This is a genomic window from Cohnella ginsengisoli (genome assembly GCF_029525555.1).
Classification (GTDB): Bacteria; Bacillota; Bacilli; order Paenibacillales; family Paenibacillaceae; genus Cohnella; species Cohnella ginsengisoli.
The window spans coordinates 217,839-237,609 of record NZ_JAPDHZ010000003.1 but is presented as its reverse complement, the minus strand read 5'-3'; the positions used below and the strand labels follow the sequence as shown (position 1 = coordinate 237,609).

At 59.5% G+C, this 19,771-nt stretch carries 9 protein-coding genes and 1 pseudogene; 8 read left to right on the top strand and 2 right to left on the bottom strand.

What is annotated here, in order from left to right:
- Nucleotides 1-56: 56 nt before the first annotated feature.
- Nucleotides 57-1,598, bottom strand: a complete 1,542-nt coding sequence (locus OMP38_RS12155; protein WP_277565415.1) for a response regulator — start codon at nt 1,596-1,598, stop codon at nt 57-59.
- Nucleotides 1,595-3,442 carry a cache domain-containing sensor histidine kinase gene (locus tag OMP38_RS12150; RefSeq protein ID WP_277565414.1) on the bottom strand — a complete coding sequence of 616 codons (1,848 nt, stop codon included), beginning with the start codon at nt 3,440-3,442 and terminating at the stop codon, nt 1,595-1,597. The genes OMP38_RS12155 and OMP38_RS12150 overlap by 4 nt, the downstream gene beginning before the upstream one ends.
- A 276-nt stretch (nt 3,443-3,718) precedes the next feature.
- On the opposite strand from OMP38_RS12150, the gene OMP38_RS12145 reads away from it, so the two are divergent.
- The 8 genes and pseudogenes from OMP38_RS12145 (at nt 3,719) to OMP38_RS12110 (ending at nt 19,769) form a co-directional block, all read left to right on the top strand.
- Nucleotides 3,719-6,103 (top strand): glycoside hydrolase family 95 protein, encoded by a 2,385-nt coding sequence (locus OMP38_RS12145; RefSeq protein WP_277565413.1) that lies wholly within the window; start codon nt 3,719-3,721, stop codon nt 6,101-6,103.
- A gap of 404 nt (nt 6,104-6,507) precedes the next feature.
- Nucleotides 6,508-11,799 (top strand): annotated as a pseudogene (locus tag OMP38_RS12140) (glycosyl hydrolase family 98 C-terminal domain-containing protein); the annotation flags it as partial.
- 184 nt (nt 11,800-11,983) lie between these two features.
- The gene (locus OMP38_RS12135) at nt 11,984-14,074 is read left to right on the top strand and encodes an Ig-like domain-containing protein (RefSeq protein ID WP_277566792.1); all 2,091 of its coding nucleotides are present in this window, start codon (nt 11,984-11,986) and stop codon (nt 14,072-14,074) included.
- Between the two features lie 304 nt (nt 14,075-14,378).
- Nucleotides 14,379-15,323: an ABC transporter permease gene (locus OMP38_RS12130; RefSeq protein ID WP_277565412.1), complete on the top strand. Its 945-nt coding sequence runs from the start codon at nt 14,379-14,381 to the stop codon at nt 15,321-15,323.
- 24 nt (nt 15,324-15,347) lie between these two features.
- Nucleotides 15,348-16,235, top strand: coding sequence for a carbohydrate ABC transporter permease (locus tag OMP38_RS12125; RefSeq protein ID WP_277565411.1), 888 nt, complete (start codon nt 15,348-15,350; stop codon nt 16,233-16,235).
- A gap of 83 nt (nt 16,236-16,318) precedes the next feature.
- Complete coding sequence (locus OMP38_RS12120; protein WP_277565410.1) at nt 16,319-16,699, top strand: hypothetical protein; 381 nt, start codon at nt 16,319-16,321, stop codon at nt 16,697-16,699.
- Nucleotides 16,700-16,709: 10 nt separating this feature from the next.
- Entirely contained in the window at nt 16,710-17,921 is a 1,212-nt protein-coding gene (locus OMP38_RS12115) for an extracellular solute-binding protein (RefSeq protein ID WP_277565409.1), read from the top strand.
- 126 nt (nt 17,922-18,047) lie between these two features.
- Nucleotides 18,048-19,769 carry a sensor histidine kinase gene (locus OMP38_RS12110; protein ID WP_277565408.1) on the top strand — a complete coding sequence of 574 codons (1,722 nt, stop codon included), beginning with the start codon at nt 18,048-18,050 and terminating at the stop codon, nt 19,767-19,769.
- Nucleotides 19,770-19,771: the final 2 nt, after the last annotated feature.

The following is a 19,771-nucleotide window of genomic DNA, read 5'->3' as shown; positions in this document are numbered from 1 at the left end:
GCCCGCTGCATCCGATGCAGCGGGCGACGGCTTTCGTTCATTGGAGAGGCGGCAGGCTACGTGGCGGTCAGCGACTGTCTGAATTCGGTAGAGGTTTGTCCGACGACGTTTTTGAACACTTTGCTGAAGTAATGCTGATCCAGATAGCCGACCATCTCCGCGATGATTCGCGAATCCAGATCGGGGTGCTCCAGCATCAGGCGCTTCGCTTCGGCGATTCGGAGCCCGATCATGTAGCGGAGCGGCGATTCGTTTTTGTATTTGCGGAAAATTTTCGATAAATAGGCGGACGTGAAGCCGAACTTTTTGGCCAGTCCCTCCAGGCTGATATCCTCGGTGAAATGATCCAGCAAATATTGCTCGATCATGTCCGCAAGCGCCTCGGTCTGCTCCTTCTTCTCATCGGGCAGCATCGTCTCGATCAGCGCCCAGACGGACAGGCCGATCTGCTCAAGATTGACGCCCAGGCTGATCTGTTCGCCGAGCCAGGCATGCCAGTCGACCGAATCCCGATGGGCGAGCGGGTGCTGCTGGACGGCGGCCAGCAGGTCCAGAATGCCTTGCTCGACCAGACGCTGCGGATATTTCTTTTGATCCCAATCTTCGAACAGGTCGGACAGAAATCGGCGGAGGGACTCCCTGTTCGCGGTATCGAGCAGCAGGCGGATCTGCCCGGTCACCTTGGAGCCGATGAGCTGTACGCTCGAATCGGGCGCAGCGGCTTCTAGTTCGGTGTAAACCTTTGAATGGCCGATGACGACGGATCGCTCGAAGGCGATGCGCATCCGCTGGGCGGTCTCCCACATGGAGGCCGCATCGGGCGAGACGCACAGGCTCGCCGTCACGCCGAAGGGCGCGGCAGCCGGACCGATCCGGTCCGGCAGTTTGTCTGCGACCGGCCCAAGCGCGATGCCGGCATTCGAATCTGCCGAGACGATCAGAAACTTCTGATTGGACCGATTCTCGTCGATGAGCCACCAGCCGCGGGCGCCGGGCATCCAGTCCGCTACGGCGGCGTCCCAATCGATGGCGGCCCACCGCTCGTTGAAGCGATGAGCCAGCGATACCGACATCGTGGGCGTGCACAGACTGCCGATCCCGATGAGACACATCAGATACGCGGCGCCGCTCTCGAACGCGCTTGCTTCGCCTTCGGGCGCTCCGATCAGTCTGGACGTGATCATCTGTCGCGCCAGCGTACGCTGCCGGCTGTACACCAGGTCGGCCAATTTGGACAACGTCTGCTTGAGGACATCCTCGCTAAGCGGCTTGAGCATATATTCGAAGACGCCGTAGCGCATCGCCTGACGGGCATATTCGAATTCGTCGAAGCCGCTCAGGATGACGACCGGCAGATCGGGGTGCGACGTCCGCAGCAGGTCGAGCATCTCGATGCCGTCCATCATCGGCATGCGAATGTCGGTGAAGACGGCGTCGGGCTGAAGCCTGCGGATCAGCGCGAGTCCGTCGGCGCCATTGTACGTGGAGCCGACCACTTTGAATGCGGGGGCGGTTCGTTCGATCTTGCGGGCGATATAATCGCGAATCGTCTGCTCGTCCTCGATGACGACGACTTTAATCGTTTGGGCTGCCCTCATCCGAGCGCCTCCTTCTTTTGCTTCAGCGGTCCTCCAATGGTGACGGAAGCCCCGGCGTGGTCCCGATTGTGGACGTCCATGATCGCTTCCTCGCCGTAGAGGAGGCGCATGCGCGTATAAATGTTGAGCAGTCCCATGCCGTTGACCTGCAGCTCCACATTCGGCGGGGCCGCGTCCGCCGCGGCGAACCGGCGCTTGAGCTCCGACAGGCGTTCCGGCTCGAAGCCCAGACCGTTGTCGCTGACGGTGATCAGCCACGTCCCGGTCAGCAGTCGGCCGACGATTCGAATGCGCCAGGGCGGCTGCGCGTTGGTCGCGTATTTGACCGCATTTTCCGCCAGCGGCTGAATGCTAAGCTTCGGAATCTCGAGCTCCAGCATGCCATCGGGCACTTGAATCTCGAACTCCAGCATGTCCCCGTAGCGTTCCTGGATGAGCAGGATGTAGTCCCGGGTATGCTTCAGCTCGTCGGCCAGCCGAACCGGCGCCTGGCTGCCGGACGAGACATAGCGCAGCATCGAGGTCAGTCCGCCAAGGAAGCGCAGGGCATCCGCGTTGCGGCCCTCCTCGCACATGATGCCGAGCACCGACAAGGAATTGTACAGAAAATGCGGACTCATCTGCGCCTGCAGGGCGAGCAGCCGGGATTGGAGCTCATGAGAGCGGGCCGAGACCGTCTCCTCCAGCGATTCTCTCAGCCGTTCCTTCATATCCATGAACGTCTGGTATAGCTCCTCGAGCTCGTCGAAGCTGCTGTTCAGCTCCGCCGCTTGTCGCGGGGACAGCGTCTCGAGATCCAGGTTGCGAATCGAACGATTCAGCTTGCGAATCGGCAGGGACAAACTGCGAGACAAGTAGAAGGTCACGAACAGCGTCACGATCAGAAATGCCAGGCCGAGCAGCACCGTGTTTTGTATGAGCAGCCGGATCGGCCTCATCAAGCTGGATTCGGGCTCCTCAAGGATGACCGTCCAGCCCGAAAAGTCGGAGGACGTATAGGAGACGATGCTTTTTTTGCCGTTCAGACTTCTCGCGAGCGTCTGCGTCTCGATGCGGCTGTCGTCCTGCCTGTCGAGAAGCTGACGCAGATAGGGGGCGTAATGTTCCTTGCCGGGCAGCTTGTCGCTGCCGTCGGCATAGATCGGTTCGCCTTCCCGGTTGAATACGTACACCGCCTTGTTCGGATCCTCCTTGCCGTCCGGCGCCAGAACGGCGCGCTGAATGATCGTATTAAACACGCGAGAGTCCTGCTCCACCTCGATGATGTTGTCGTTGCGCATGCCGTAAACTTCGGCGAACGCCATGCTGACGGAGACGACGTCTCGCGGAATCGTTTCCGTCGCATCGAGATGGGGCGCGGAGATGTACTTTTTGCCGTCCATGGCGAACGTTTGCCGCGCCCATTCGTATTGCAGAAGCTCGTTTTTGTCGGCCATATAGGAGTTGAACTGATTGCCGTATTCGAATCGGAAGCCATCGTTTCGATACAGATTGATCTTGTAATAAGTCGGCATCGGTCCGCTGACGGTGAGGAAGATGTTCGCAAGCTTGTTGCGATTCTCGTACAAGATCGCGGGATCGGAAGTGTCCTGGAAAAAGGATTCCTTGACGGGCTCCGAAGCGGCGATCTTGAGCGCGGTGGCGTACATGTTGCGAATTTCCAGATCGAGCGTGTCCGCGATATTCGCCGACACCTGGCGCATGTTCCGCGAGGATTCCTGCCGCAGCACATGCGACATATAAGTCGCGAAGAGAACCAGAATCGTCGTAATAATAAACAGTACGAGCAGCGAATAGCGAAAAAAGATTTTGTTGTGGATGCTTTTGATACGGACGCTTTTCAATCGGTCACGCTCCGAAGATGCGGTATAGTGGCGTGACTCTATTATAGATGAACCGAGCGGCTTTGGAAGCGCCGGGTGTATTCGGAACGCAGGTTTAAATTGTCCATCTCCAGAGTTTCGAATTTTACAAGGGGACGCAAAGGCAGTGGAAGGCAGGATCAAAAAAAAGATACAATCGTGCAAGTTTGAGCAATTTAAGGGCTGATTTTAAATGATAAAATAGAAATGAACGGCATTGATGCAAGGGTAAAGACAGAAAAAAGCGAGGATATTCCCATGGAATTGTATTATAAACAGCCCGCCCGGGTGTGGACGGAAGCATTGCCGGTAGGCAACGGACGATTGGGCGCGATGATCTTCGGAGGCGTCGAGACCGAGCGGCTGCTGCTTAACGAGGAGACGCTCTGGTCGGGACCGCCGGGCGATTGGCACAATCCTAACGCGCAGGCCGCGCTGCAGGACGTCCGCCAAGCGATCGAAGAAGGCCGATATGCGGATGCGGACATCCGCGCCAAAGACATGATGGGTCCCTATACGCAATCCTATTTGCCTTTTGGCGAGCTGATCCTCCAATTCGAGCACGGCGACCTGGCGCACAACTACCGGCGATCGCTGTCGCTCGACGAAGGAATAGGCGCGATCGAATATCGGATCGGGGATACAAGCTACAGGCGCGAGGTGTTCGCCTCGCATCCTGACCAAGCGATCGTCGTCCGGATCGAGGCGAGCACGCCGGGGGCGCTCAGTCTGCGCGCCGGCCTCGGCAGTCCGCTGCGCAGCCGCGTCGAAGCGGCCGACGGCCAGCTGGCGCTGATCGGCCAGGCGCCGGAGCATGTGACGCCGAACTATTACGACAAGGACGAGCCGCTTCGCTACGGCAGTCCCGACACGTCGGCGGCGATGCGATTCGTCGGACGGCTGGCCGTCCGGCAAGAGGGAGGGACGCGCTCGCTTGCGCCGGACGGAGTTCGCGTTTACGGCGCCGATTCGGTGACGCTGGCATTCACGGCTGCCACCACCTTCCGCGACGCCGGCAGTCTGCCGGACCGGGATATCCGGGACGTCTCGGTTGAAGCGGCTGCCAGAGCCGCCGCTGCGCTGGCGCGAAGCGACCGCGAGCTCAGAGAGCGCCATGTTGCCGATCACGCGCGGCTGTTTGGCCGCGTGGCGCTGACTTTGCGGGGGGAAGAGGGCGATGCGGCGAAGGCGCTGCCGACCGACGAACGATTGGCCCTGGCCCGGTCAGGCGACAAGGATTCGACGCTCGTCGAGCTGCTCTTCCAGTACGGTCGGTATCTGATGATCGCCAGCTCGCGCGAGGGAACGTTGCCGGCGAATCTCCAGGGCATCTGGAATGCGGAGACGCGTCCGCCCTGGAGCAGCAACTGGACGCTGAACATCAATGCGGAGATGAACTACTGGCCCGCCGAGACCGCCAATCTGGCCGAATGCCACGAGCCTTTGCTTCGCCTGATCGGCACGCTCGCGCGCAACGGCGCCGAGACGGCCAGGCGGCACTACGGCGCGCGGGGATGGGTCGCGCATCACAACACGGACATCTGGGGGCAGACCGCTCCCGTCGGCGATTATGGCCTTGACGGCGATGCGGTGTGGGCCATCTGGCCGATGGGCGGCGTCTGGCTATGCCAGCATCTGTGGGAGCATTACGCCTTCGGCGGCGATGAGACGTACCTGCGGGATATCGCTTATCCGACGATGAAGGCCGCGGCCGAATTTTGCCTCGATTGGCTGCTGGAGAACGAAGCCGGCAGGCTGGCGACTTCCCCGTCGACGTCGCCGGAGCACAAGTTCAGGACCGACGAAGGGCTGGCGGGCATGAGTGTCGCTTCGACGATGGACCTGTCGCTCATCTGGGATCTATTCACGAATATCGCGGAGGCGTCCGCGATCCTCGGCGCGGACGCGGCCTTCCGTCATACCGTTCTGCAGGCGCGCGAACGGCTGCTGCCATTGCAGATCGGCCGCGGCGGCAGGCTGCAGGAATGGTCCCAAGACTTCGAGGACGAGGACCTGCATCACCGTCACGTCTCGCATCTGTTCGGCGTCTATCCGGGCCGCCAGCTGACCGAGCGACGCACCCCGGAGCTGAACGCGGCAGCCAGGCGATCGCTGGAGATCAGAGGCGACGACGGCACAGGCTGGAGCCTCGGATGGAAGATCGCGCTGTGGGCCAGACTGCGGGACGGCAACCGCGCGTTCGGATTGATCTCCCGCATGCTGCGTCCGGTCGACGGCAGCGAGCCGGAAAATTATCATCACGGCGGCGTCTACGCGAATTTGCTCTGTGCGCACCCGCCTTTCCAGATTGACGGGAACTTCGCCGCTACCGCGGGGATCGCGGAGATGCTGCTGCAATCTCACCAGGACTTTATCGAATTTCTTCCCGCGCTGCCGGACGCCTGGCCGTCGGGCTCGGCGTTCGGTCTGCGCGCGCGCGGCGGATTCGAAGTCGACTTCTCTTGGACGGACGGCAAGCTGGATACGGCGGAGATTCATCCGTCCCTGCCGGGCGAGTGCGCGATTCGGCTTCCTGCCGGCAAGTCGCTCGCGAGCGACGAAGGCATGATACAGACGCAGCCGGATCGCGACGGCATCGTTCGCTTTCCGGTCGTTCCGGGCGCGAGGTATCGGGTACTGTAAGCTTTTTGTGTATCGCGCCTGTGCTTGTCGAGCGATGCGCGCGAATAATCCCAGCCTATGCAATAAATACGTTTGCCAGCCATGCGCAAATACGCCTGTCCCGCGGGACGAAGGCGTATTTGCGCATGGCTGGCTCATGCAGAGGTGGTTAAAAATATCAAAGCTGTAATCGCCTTTTTTTTACATTTACCGATAGGCGGATACTTCTATAGAATGTTCGTCAAGCGCTTACAATCTGTATCGAGAGCGTTGTCGACAAACGAATTGAAGGAGGAAGTCAACAAGTGACAACCCGCTACTGGAAATGGAAAAGGCAAATCGCGACGCTGATCGCGCTAAGCCTAATCTGCTCGTGCCTATCGGTGATCGGCTTGCCTGCGCCGCGGGCCAAGGCCGCAGAGAGCATGCGCAGAGTGATCGATAATACGCATCCGATTCTGATGGTGACGATGCCGATGGGCCACAATACGGACTTCGATCCCGACATGCGCAGAGACGTCAACTACCGCAAGCAGGACGTCAAGCAAATGTGGACGACGATCCCCGAGGATATTCGTCCTTACAGCGCTGTCGTGCTTCACTTTGGCAGCGTATACAATACGTGGAATACGGTAGAGGAAGCGCGCAAATGGGTCGAGGACAATCTGGCCCAGGGCAAAGATCTCGGCGTGCCGATGCTGCTCATCTACGGCGGCGGCCGCAGCAAGGCGACGAGCCGGGGGCAGACAGACGCGCTGGCCTGGATCAAGACGCTGTACGAAAATTATCCGAACTTCATCGGCACGACCTCGTCCGAGCAGACCGATGCCGACGTGACGGCCGCGGTGCCCGGACTCGTGCAGCTGGCGCATCAGTACGGTGGCTATCACATTCACGCCAACCGCGAGGACGCCGATCAATTCGTGAAGACGCTCGACAACCAGACGACGTACAACACGATCAAGGCGAACAGCGAAAACTTTATTTATACGCCCAAAAACGTCCATATCAACTACGATTACAACGACTCGGCGGCGCTCGGGATGTATCTGGGCGATTTGTCCGCAGGCTGGGGACCTTACTACGATTCGTACAACTGGTACGCGACGAAGCTGATGGGCGCGCCCGTCGGCTCGGGCGACATCACTTCGCGGATGTTCCCGGAGTCGCCCTACGAGATGAATATGATCGAGACGGCGATGAACGGCGCCACGGTGTTCCAGTATGAAAATCAGATGGACGTACCGGCCGTCGACAGCCTGTATTCGCCGTTGTTCTACAATGCGATCGTGCCGGCGATGCGTTATATTACGACGCATCATATTCCGTCCAAAGACGAGATGATCGCACGGACGAAGGTCGCTTACTCCGCCGAAAACGGCACCATGCGTACGCTGTTCGATACGGCGGGCGACCGGACGGCGTTTTTCGAAGGGCTGTACGACGTGGGCAACGATACGTATTCGCCGAGCGGACTGTGGTACTTCCTGCGCAGCTCGGGACGCTACAACATGATTCCGCAGCTGCCGAAGTATACGAGCGCGGACGTGCTGGCCAAGTTCCCGAATGTCCTTACCAAGTCCAGTTATCAAAGCCTGTTCCCGACGGTCAAGGCGAAGATCGACTACTTCAACGCGCTGTACCCGGAAATCTCGACCGGCGACGCGACCGTCAACCGACTGGATCAGTCCTGGCTCGTCTACAACAACAACAGCAACGAAAACTTCGCCCAGAGCGCGTATGTGCCGCTCGGGTCGGACGGATCGTTTTCGAACATCGACTTCCTGGACATGAGTCCGCATACATTGGCGACGGTGGACCGCAAGGCGGATAGCCTGGACATCGGCCTGAACAACTACCGGACCGACCGCAAGCTCGATCTGGCCAAAAATTCGGACGGTAAACGAATTCTGGACATCCTCGACTATTACAATGCGTATGCTTATGTCCCGAACCCGCAAGATCAGGCGCTGCGGCCGACGAAAATGCGGATCGCAGCATCCTCGAAGCCCGCGCTTGAGATCTCGGGCTACGACGACAACAACTATACGTACGCCGAACAATGGGACGAAGCGGCGCATGTGTATACGCTGACCGTCAATCATAATGGTCCGGTGCAGATCAGGCTCGATACCGGAAGCGGCTTGTCCGACGGACAAGGCTGGACGACGACGGACGGCGGCTCGGCCGACATCCGCTATACGGGCGCCTGGAGTCAGGCGGGCGGCGCGCAGGATATCGACGGCACTTATGCGGCCTCTGCAGCCGCCGGCAACGAAGCCGAATATGAATTTTACGGCACGTCCGTCCAGTGGGTCGGCAGAAAGAGCCCTGCCGGCGGCACGGCCGACGTCTACATCGACGGCGTCAAGTGGGCGTCGGGCGTTCGGACGGCGGCAGCTTCGGCGCAGTCAGGGCAGGTGCTCTTCTCGAAGACCGGTCTGTCCAACAATTTGCATACGATCCGCATCGTGACGACCGATGCCGGCGAGACGGGCATCGACGCGATCCGCTACGTGCGGGCGGCGCTGCAGATGCAAAAAGACAGCAGCCTGCAGGACTTCGCGTTCGCGACGGCCGAAGCGGACCAGGATTACCTGGAAGGCTCGGAGCACTGGATGGTCAAAAACGGCGTCATGAAAATATTGCCGTACGTCGCCCCTTTCTGGAGCGATATTCCGATCTATAACACGAAGTCGGCCTATTCCGACTTTACGTACGAGGCGGACGTCAATTCGACGGCGGGCACGCCGGTCAGCATTACGTTCCGCACCGACGTCAACAGCAAACAGGGCTATTCGGTATATCTGGACCCGACCGGCTACAACTACAACGGCGGCGGCACGGCCGAGCTCAAGCTGTTCAAGGGCCAGTATACGTACGTCACGGGCGCGAACGTCGATCTGTCCGTGAATACGTGGTACAAGGTCAAGATCGTCGCCGTCGGCAGCTCGATCAAGGTATACCTGAACGATACGCTGTATATCGATACGACGGACACCTCGTATACGTCCGGCTATACCGGCATTCGCGTCGAGCATAACCGGGGCGCCAAAAACGACTGGGTGCTGTTCGACAATCCGAAGGTGACCGTCGCCGGCAGCACGGCGTATGCCAGCAGCTTTAACGTGCAGGACGACGCCGGCGACTGGATGGGCGAAGGCGCGATTTTTTTCCCTTACAGGACCCCCCGCACTTCGTTCGACTTCGCCGACCGATGGCAGAGCGCGAACGGCAGCTGGACGGTGCTGAACGACGACACGATCTTCGCGAACGGCGACAACGGCGTCTACTCGGCGGTCGCCGACGCAGGCAAGGAGAGCGTGTCGCTCGCGGGAGACGCGAGCTGGAGCGACTATGTGTACAATGCGCTGCTGCGCTTCAAGTCGGGCAGCAAGTACGACGCGGGCCTGCTGCTGCGGGTGCAGGACAGCGACAATCTGTATAAACTGTCCGTCAAAACCGACGGCACGACGGGTCAGCTTCAGTTCAAGAAAAAAACGGCGGGCGTTTGGAGCGATCTGGGCGTTGCCGTGAGCAAGCCGCTTGCGCTTGACCGCTGGTACGATCTGCACGTCGAAGCGATCGGGGATACGCTGTCCGCTTCGCTGAACGGCACGAAGGTTCTGCAGGCGAGGGACGGCGCCTATGCTGCGGGGAAAGTCGGTCTTGCCGTCACGGACGGCACGAAGGCATGGTTCGACAACGCCTGGGTGTCCAGACAGCATCTGGCCAAGCTGACGGCGACGCCGGTATCGAACATCGTCGTGACGGCAGACGGCGCATCCGTGACGACGGGCGGGGGCAATTTGCAGCTGAGCGCCGCCGTGGCGCCGGCGTCCGCACGTCAGGATGTAACCTGGTCGGTGACGGAAGCCGACGGCGTCACGCCGACAGACAAGGCGGCGATCGACGGCAGCGGACTGCTCACCGCGCTGAAGGACGGGACAGTGCGCGTCATCGCCGCAGCGAACGACGGCTCGGGCGCGCGCGGCGAATACAGCGTCACGCTGTCGGGCCAGACGGGCGACGCCAGAATCGTCGGCTTCAAGCCGGTGTATCTATCGACGGTGAAGGATATGCAGCCTGCGCTGCCGGCACAGGCGACTGCGCTGTACAGCGACGGCACGACGCAGCTCGTGCCGGTCGCATGGCCGACCATTACCGCTTCGCAGCTGTCGCTTGCCGTGTCGCCCTATATTTTCGATGCGGAAGGCAGAGGCAAGTTCGCCGTCTCCGGCACGGTGACAGGTACGGCCGCTAAGCCGGTCGCCTATGTGACGGTGACGCCGAAGCTGACCGCGCCCGTGCTGGGCAGCGCGGTCGACAAGGTCGGCGCAGCCGACGTGCTGAATCTGCCGCGCACGACGTATGCGACGCTGACGTTCGATGCGGGCGGCGGACGTACGTTTAACGAGACGTCGGGGTACTATTACTGGAACCAGACAGTCGTCAAAGGCAGCGATATGACTTTCGGTACGCCTTATGTCGTCGAAGGGACCGTGTCCCGCTGGCCGCTGCCGATCAAGATGATTTACAACGTCAAAGATCCGAACGCGAATCATCCGGCCACCGGTATGCTCGTGAATACGCAAAGTCTGGTCGTCGCCAAAAACAAGACGGCCAAACTGACTGCGACGGTGCTGCCTTCCGATGCCGACGATACGCGCGTCGTCTGGCAGTCCGCCGATCCCGGCATTGCGACTGTCGCGGCCGACGGCACCGTAACGGGCGTCGCGGCCGGTACGACCGTCGTCACGGCCCGGTCCGTCGACGGCGGCTTCGAGGCCCGCACCCGGATCACGGTCAAGGATGTCGCGATTACGGCGGGCGGCGGCAGCATCAGCTACGTCGCCAAAGGCAGCAACGTGCAGCTGGCCGCATCGTCCGCATACAGCGGCAGCGTCGTCTGGTCCGTCGTCGATCCGACGTCGGGCGCCGCATCGGCGCTGGCGACGATTACAGCCGCAGGGTTGCTGAATGTGACTGGAGACGCCGGCAGCTTCAAGGTTGTCGCAACCGTCGGCAGCGCCGGGTCGGGCGAGCAGCTCATCGTCATCGACAATGCCGGGACGGTGCTGAAGCCGACCGAAAATACGAGCAATACGATTACGTACGCGGCGGGCGGCGGCGCCACCTGGTCGTCCTACTCGAACGCCACGCGCTCCGGCGGGTCGGAGACGTATATCCGCCCGAGTACATCCGGTCCGTACACGCCCGCTCCCTATGCCGAATTTACGTTTACGGGGACGGGAATTCAGTGGGTCGGCACGCGGCACAAGACCGAAGCGATCGCCGACGTCTATATCGACGGCGGCAAGGCGGCGACGATCGACGCCTACGGCAACGTCAGCAGCGGCATTTATCAAAGCGTAAATTTCAGCGTCGAAGGACTCGTGTACGGCAGTCATACGATTAAAGTTGTCGATACGGGCACGAAAAATGCCTCTTCCACTTATTACAGTCTCTCGATAGACGCCTTCCGCGTCGTAAATACGGGACCGGTCAAGGCAACGGCGCTTGCGCTTGACAGCGTCTCGCTCGAATTGCAGGAGGGAGAGACGGCGCAGCTGTCGGCGACGCTCAGTCCGTGGGACGTCACGGACCGCAGGCTGCAATGGAGCTCTTCCGACGAAGCGGTGGCGACCGTCGACGGCACCGGGCTCGTGACCGCCGTCGGCGGGGGCAGCGCCGTCGTGAAGGCGACCGCGATGGACGGCTCGGGCGTGACCGCATCGGCCAATATTGCCGTCAACGCCACCGTTCACGGCGTGACGGGCATCGCGCTCGACCGGACGGAGCTTGAACTGGTCAAGGGAGAGACCGACCAGCTGACGGCGACGCTGACGCCGTCGAACGCGACGAACAAAAAAAGTCGTATGGAGCTCGTCCGACGAACAGATCGCCACCGTCGACGAGACCGGTCTATTGACGGCGGTCGGCGGCGGCATCGCCACGATCTCCGCCGTGTCGGACGACAGCGGCGACAGCGCTTCGGCCGTCGTCACGGTCATCGAGCGGGTCACCGGCGTCAGTCTGAACCGGACGACGCTCGATATGACCGTCGGCGGCACGTTCCAGCTGCTCGCTACCGTTCAGCCTGCGGGAGCGACCAACAAAAATGTCGTCTGGCAGTCGGACAACGAAGACGCGGTGCTCGTCGACGCGACCGGCAAGCTGACGGCGGTCGGCGCCGGTTCGGCGAACATTACGGTCACGACGGCCGACGGCGGTCTGACGGCCAGTACGAACGTCACGGTGACGACGGACGTCGTTCCGGTTGCGGGCATCGCGCTCAGCCGCACTTCGCTGGCGCTTGAGGAAGGCGAGCAAGCCACGCTCTACGCGACGATCTCGCCGGACAATGCGACCCATACGGCCGTAACCTGGCAGTCGGCGGACGAGGACGTCGCCACGGTCAGCGCCGGAGGCGTCGTCACGGCGGTTCATGCGGGAACGACGGTTGTTACGGTTACGACCGCGGACGGCGGAAAAACGGCGACAGCCGACGTCGTCGTCACCGCGCCGGATATCGAACCGGTTGCCGTGACCGGCATCGCGCTCGACCGTTCCGTCCTGGCGCTGGCCAAAGGACAGACAGGTACGCTGACGGCGACGATCGCACCGGCGAATGCAACGAACAAGCAGGTGCGCTGGCGCTCGTCCGACGCGCTGGTCGCCACGGTCGACGCTACGGGACTGGTGACCGCGGTCGGCGGCGGTACGGCTACGATCACGGCCGAATCTGCCGACAGCGGCGTCGCCGATACGGCCGTCGTCACGGTGACCGAGCCGGTCACCGGCGTGACGCTGAATCAGTCGACGCTCGATATGACGATCGGCGGCACATACCGGCTGCTCGCGACAGTGCTGCCGGAGCGCGCGACGAACAAGCAGATCGTCTGGCGTTCGGACAATGAAAACGCGGCCCGCGTCGATACCGACGGCAATGTGACGGCGGTCGGCGCCGGCACGGCGAGCATTACGGCCACGACGGCGGACGGCGGCTTTGAAACTCGTACGCTCGTCACGGTGAGCGCCGCCGCCGTGTCCGCAACCGGCGTCGAGCTGGATATGAAGCTGCTGCGGCTCGTGGCGGGCAATACGGTTCGATTGAATGCGACCGTGAAGCCGGCCGACGCATCGAACAAAACAATCGTCTGGTCGTCCAGCGCGCCGGGCGTTGCGACCGTAGACGTCACGGGTCTCGTTCAGGCCGTAGCGGCGGGCACCGCAAGCATTACGGCGACGACGGAAGACGGCGGATTTACGGCCAGCGCCACGGTCACGGTGCAGACGGCCGGCAGCCCGGCGACACCGGCGCCGGTTCCGACTTCCACACCGACGCCAACGCCAACGCCGACATCCTCGCCGACACCGAAGCCGACGCCGACATCCGGTTCTGGCGGAACGCCCGGGTCGGGCGCGCCGTTCAAGGATATCGCACGCCTTGTTTGGGCGGCCGACGCCATCCAGGCGCTGTCGGATAAAGGAATCGTCAAGGGAACCGGGGAAGGCGTGTTCGATCCCGACCGCAGCATCACGAGGGCGGATATCATGGTGCTGTTGTTCCGGGCGCTTAAGCTCCCGACGAGCGGGGCGGGCCAAGGATCGTTCGCCGACGTCAAGCCGGGCGCGTACTATTACGACGCGGTCACCGCGGCGCGGCAGCTCGGCATCGCGCAAGGCAGCGGCGGACGCTTCGATCCGCAAGCCGAGGTGACGCGCGAAGACCTCATGGTGCTCATCGCCCGTTCGCTCCAGGCCGCAGGCTTTGCGGTCAAGCCGGACGGCACGGTCGACCTGAACGATTACCGCGATGCGAACGGACTGTCGGGCTATGCCAAGGACAGCGTCCGCTGGCTGGCGGAGCAAGGCATCGTTCAGGGCAGCGGCGGACAGCTGCTGCCGAAGGACACCGCGACCCGCGCGGAAGCGGCCGTCATCATCTATCGCGTGCTGCAGCTGATCGAGAAAAAGACGGCCGAATAATTTGTGAAGGCGAAGTGCCGATTGATTGCCAATTGAAAAGGAGCTGTGCCAGGTCGAATGACGACCCGGCGCAGCTCTTCTTGTTTGCGCAGGAGTCGATGGCGAGACCCTCGGCCAGAATCAGTACAAGAATAAACGCGCCGAGCATCATGACGAGGGCGGGCTGGAGCCGTCTGCGTTTGGCGCCGGAAGTTGAAAAAGGGCACATCGATATTGGAAATAAACCGTTTTCATGACGATTTTGCGAGGCCTATAATTTGAGTAAGCCGCAAGTTAAAACGTGAATGAAGAAGGGAGCGCGAGCGTGATTCGAACCAAATTTTCCGGCATCGCTTTCAAGAAGCAGCTGCCTTTCCATGTCTTTGTGGGACTCGGGATCCTTTATTTAATGGTTTTCAGCTACATTCCCATGTTCGGAATTTTAATCGCTTTCAAAAACTATCGAATATCGTCCGGAATCGAAGGCATATTCACGAGCGCCTGGTCGGGATTATCCCATTTTAAAGAGCTTGTCGACGACTACAACTTTCCGAGTCTTGTCCGCAATACGCTGGCGCTCAGCCTGCTCAAGGTGGCCTTCTCCTACCCGGTTCCCATCTTGTTCGCCATCATGCTGAGCGAAGTCAGACATACCGCGCTCAAGCGATTCGTGCAGACCGTAAGTTATTTGCCGCACTTCGTATCGTGGGTCGTCGTTACCGGAATTGCATACGCTTTCTTTTCGACGGGATACGGCATTTTTAACGATTCGCTCCTGTCGCTCGGCATTCTGAAGAAACCGATCGAGGTGCTGACCGATCCGGGTTCGTTCTACGGACTGGCCGTCTCGACTGCGATCTGGAAGGAAGCCGGCTGGTGGACGATCATCTTTCTCGCCGCGCTGGCGGGCATCGATCCCGCGCTGTACGAAGCCGCGGAGATCGACGGAGCGGGCCGGTTAAGGCGGATTCTCTATATCACGCTGCCGGGATTAAAGAGCGCGTGTATCGTCGTCCTCATTCTGTCGATCGGCAGCATGCTGGGCGGCGGCCTCGTCGGCTCTAACTTTGAACAGTCGATGCTGCTCGGCAACCCGCTGAACAACGATCGGTCGCAGATTATTCAGACCTACGCATTTAACGTCGGCCTCGCGCAAGGAAGATTTTCGTTTGCGACGGCGATCGACCTGATCCAGTCCGTTATCTCGCTCGTTCTGATTTTTTCCAGCAACTTTATCGCGAAGCGAATATCGGGAACCGGATTGTATTGATTCACTGACAGAAGGGCAGGTGCGGTGACATTGCGCAGAAAAAAATCGCTCGAGGACTGGAGCTTGGATACGTTCATTCTCCTTGCGTTGCTGGTGATCGTTTTGATAACGTTGTATCCGTTCTACTACATTCTCGTGATTACGTTTAATGCCGGCACGGATACGACGAACGGCGGCATGTATTTCTGGCCCCGCGATTTTACGCTGGCGAACTATAGCTATTTTTTGAACGATTCCAAGTGGATCAAGGCGCTTGGCATGTCCCTGCTGCGCACGCTCGTCGGAACGGCGCTCGGCGTGCTGTTCACCAGCCTGGTCGCATACGGGCTTGCCAAGAAGGACTTGATATTCCGCAACGCCTACTTTCTGATTATTTTGTTCGCGATGAATTTCTCGGGCGGTCTGATCGCTTATTACGTCGTATTGCGAAGCATCGGGCTGATCAACACCTTCGGCGTCTATGTCATTCCGGGCATGCTAAATTTGTTTTTCCTGCTGATCGCGATTTCGTTTTTCCGCGATATACCCGAGGAACTCGGGGAGTCCGCACGGATCGACGGCGCCAGCGAAGTGCGCATTTTCTCGAGGATCATGCTGCCCGTGTCGATGCCGCTGCTCGCGACCATGTGTCTGTTCATCGGGTCCGGACATTGGAATGCCTGGCTCGATTCCGCTTACTTTGTGCAAAATGAAAGCTTGCGCACGCTGACTTATCGCATGATGCAGGTCATCAATCAGACGTCGATGCCGTCCGGAGACGCGGCTGCATCGGCTGTGGCCCGAACGCATGTGACTCCTTTTTCCATCCAGGCAACCGCCATGGTCGTCTCGATCGTCCCGATCCTGGGCGTCTATCCGTTTTTGCAAAAGCACTTTGTCTCCGGCATGATGCTGGGCTCCGTCAAAGGGTGAACGAACCGGTTTTAATGCCGTTCGTGCCCATGGCGGTGCGCACGGCGTTGAAATAAAATTTAAATGCATGGGGGAACGCACACATGGCTAATCGGATCAGAACGACGATGCTGCTCATGGCTGCGCTGCTGTCGATGGGCAGCGCGATGACGGCATGCAGCAAGAGCGGCGGCAATGAAGGCCAGGCTTCGGCAAGCGGCAGCGCCGCAACGGCGACATCAAGCGCGACTGCCGACGCTTCGGGAAGCGCGAGCGCCAGTCCGGCGGCTTGTACCGAGCCGGTTGAACTGAACATGTTCGTCGACGCAACCTGGTATCCGTTCCAGGAATGGAGCGGCGAAGTGCCGGAAGCGATCACCAAGGCCACTTGCGTCAAGCCGAAGGTGACGATCGCCACCGACGACAAGCAGCTCGCGCTGATGGTCGCTTCGGGGGGATCTGCCGGATCTGGTCGTCTCCTTTAACTTCAAGCTGATGTCCGACGGCAAGCTTAGCCTGCCCTACAACGACATTTTTCCGAAGTATGCGCCAGACGTGAAGTTCGACCCCGTCAAGGTGTTCGTCAATACGGTCGGCGACGGCAACTACTACGCCATCCGCAACGATTTCTCGACCGAAGCGGAATGGAAAGCGAATAAGTTTGCGCATATGATGGTGCCGGGTCTGGCGCTGCGCAAGGACATCCTGGAGGAGATCGGCAACCCTGAGATCAAGTCGCTATCGGACCTGGATGCCGTATTCGCGACCGTCAAGCAGAAACATCCCGAAATGTCGCCGCTGATCCTGAATCCGAACTGGCAGCGTAATTACTTCGACACCCAGCTCGGCGCGCAAGGCGGCTTCGTTGACGAAAACGGCAAGCTCATTTACTACTTAAAGCAGGACGCCGTGCGTCAGTCGATGCTGTACATGAACAGCCTTTATCGCAATGGATACGTGACCTCCGAAAATTTTGCCTACAAAAACGAAAGCGACACCGAGCAAATGATGCTATCCGGCAAAGGCTTCGCCTACACGTGGACCTATTCGAATGCGGATCGCCTGAACGCGGACGGCAAGGGCAAATATCCGTTCGTCAACATCGCCGAACCGCTCGGTCCCAAAGCGAGCATCGTCAGCACCGGCACCGGCGGACTGGGCGTCTACGTGACGAAGGACAACAAAAACGTGGAAGCGAGCGTCAGGTTTCTGAAGTACATGTTCTCCGAGGAAGGCTGGAGACTCGGGGAATGGGGCGTCGAAGGCCAGGACTGGACGATGAACGCCGAGGGCTATCCGGAGTTCAAGTACGATCCTCAAAATATGGATACGATCAAGGCCAAAGGCGTTTACTGGTGGGGCGTTCCGTGGGAGTCGGGCGTCGGCATGGCGTTGTCCTCTTATAAGGCCGGATCGGAGACGACGCGCCAGGGCGAGCAGTACGACAAGATCATCAGCTTTAATCCCGCGATCGGCATGATCAATCCGGATACCGACTCGCCGGAGCAGGTGATCCGGACGAATATCGACAACATGGTGAAAACCGAGCAGACGAAGGTTTATCTGGCACCCAGCGAAGCTGAAGCCAACAAGGCCTTCGACGATATGCTGAAGAAAGCGGATAAGATGGGCATCGACAAGCTGGAAGCCTGGGCGAATTCGCAATATGGTCCCTACAAGGAGAAATACGACAGCTTGACGAAATAAAGGAGCTTGGTATAGTGCCAAGGCGGAATGTAAAGTCCGGTCTCCGGACTTTGCGTTCCGCTTCGGCATTTATTCGATATAAAGTGGATGCGGGGAATGCAGCGATGCGCATTAGCACGAAAATGATTGTGGGTTACGTCATTCTTATCGTCGTTCCTTTTTTTGTTATTCGCCGTGTTCGTCTATGTGCAGCTGTATGACAAGCTCCTGACCCAATACCAATTGGGCAATCAGCAGAATATGGAGCAGCAGGCGGCCAATTTGGATTCGACGCTGGGAAAGATCGAATCCTTGCAGTCGATTTTCCAGAACAATGCGGCGCTGATCGATTATTTGCGGGACGAATATTCGGACGACCGCGAATTGATCTATTACTACTTGCGCGAGATCAGCCCGGCGCTGTCTTTCGCGAATCTGGCGGACCCGGCCGTACAGTCGCTGACCGTCTATCCGAAGTATCAGAAGCGTCTGGTTCACGTGCCGGGCTTCAGTCCGTACGATCGGATCACGGAGAAATTGACGGAAAGCGAGCTCCGTGGGCTGCGTCCCACGCAGGGGTTGTGGAAGCAGAACGTCACCGATCAGGGCATCGGGCTCCGCTACTATCAGAAAATATATAGCGACACCTATACCGCCGAGCTGGCCATTCTTGAGGTCGAGGTGAAGCCGGCGCTGCTGGATAATTTTCTGAACAAGCTGCGGGAGGCAGAGCCGAACGGCTCTCTATTTCTTACGGATAGGACGGGCCATCTCCTTCGAACATCCGGAGCGCCCGTGATATCCGCCGACCAGTTGGCAGGGATCGGCCGCAAGCTGGAGCTGGACGGCGCCGGACCCAAAAGTCTGCTGAGCACGGGAGGTCAGCTGCTTTTAAATTCCGTGACGATTCCGAAGCTGGGATTGACCGTCGTCGCAGCCAACAAGAGAAACGCGATGTTCGAATTTTTGAAAATGAAGCAGCTGTGGGTCGCGGGGGCGCTGCTGCTGCTCGTCATGCTTTCGATTTTGTATTATATCATCGTGTCGTCATTGACCAAGCGAATCGTCGTACTCTCCCGTCATATGCGCAAGGTCGGTCACGATTCGCTCGGACACCCTTATAACGGCAGGACGGGCAGCGACGAGATCGGATTTCTCATCACGAGCTACAATGCCATGATTCAGCGAATCGACGAATTGGTCAATCGGGTGCAGAAGGTAGAGCTTCTTCGAAAAGAGGCCGATCTGAAGATGCTCCAGGCGCAGATCCAGCCGCACTTTCTTTACAACACGCTGGAAACGATCCGTATGTTATCCAGGTCTAACCAAGGACCATTAATTGGCGAAATGGCGTTTGCGCTCGGGAAAATGCTGCGATACAGCTTGTCCAAAAACAGCGACGCCGCGTTTGGCGAGGAGATCGAGCACGTTCGCTCTTACATGGCCATTCATCAGATTCGAATGAAGGATTTGACCTTTAGTATGGAGGCTGACGAGCGAGCGATGACGATTCCGTGTCCTCGTTTCATTCTGCAGCCGCTGGTCGAGAACAGCATCATACACGGCATGTCCGGGAAGCGGGGCGACAAGCAAATAAAAGTCTTCGTCAGGCTGATGGCCGACCATGTCTTGGTGGAAGTCGCGGACAACGGATGCGGCATGGACGGCGAACGCCTCGCTTCCGTACGCCGGCTCGCAAGCGGCGAGGATGAGAATGGACTGATTGAGACGCAGGGAACGGGGATCGGGCTGAACAATGTCGCACAACGAATCTTCGCTTACTACGGTCATCAAACCGAATTCATCATCGAAAGCGCGCCAGGATCAGGTACGCGATGCGTCCTCAAACTCGTGATAAAGGAGGCGTAGCC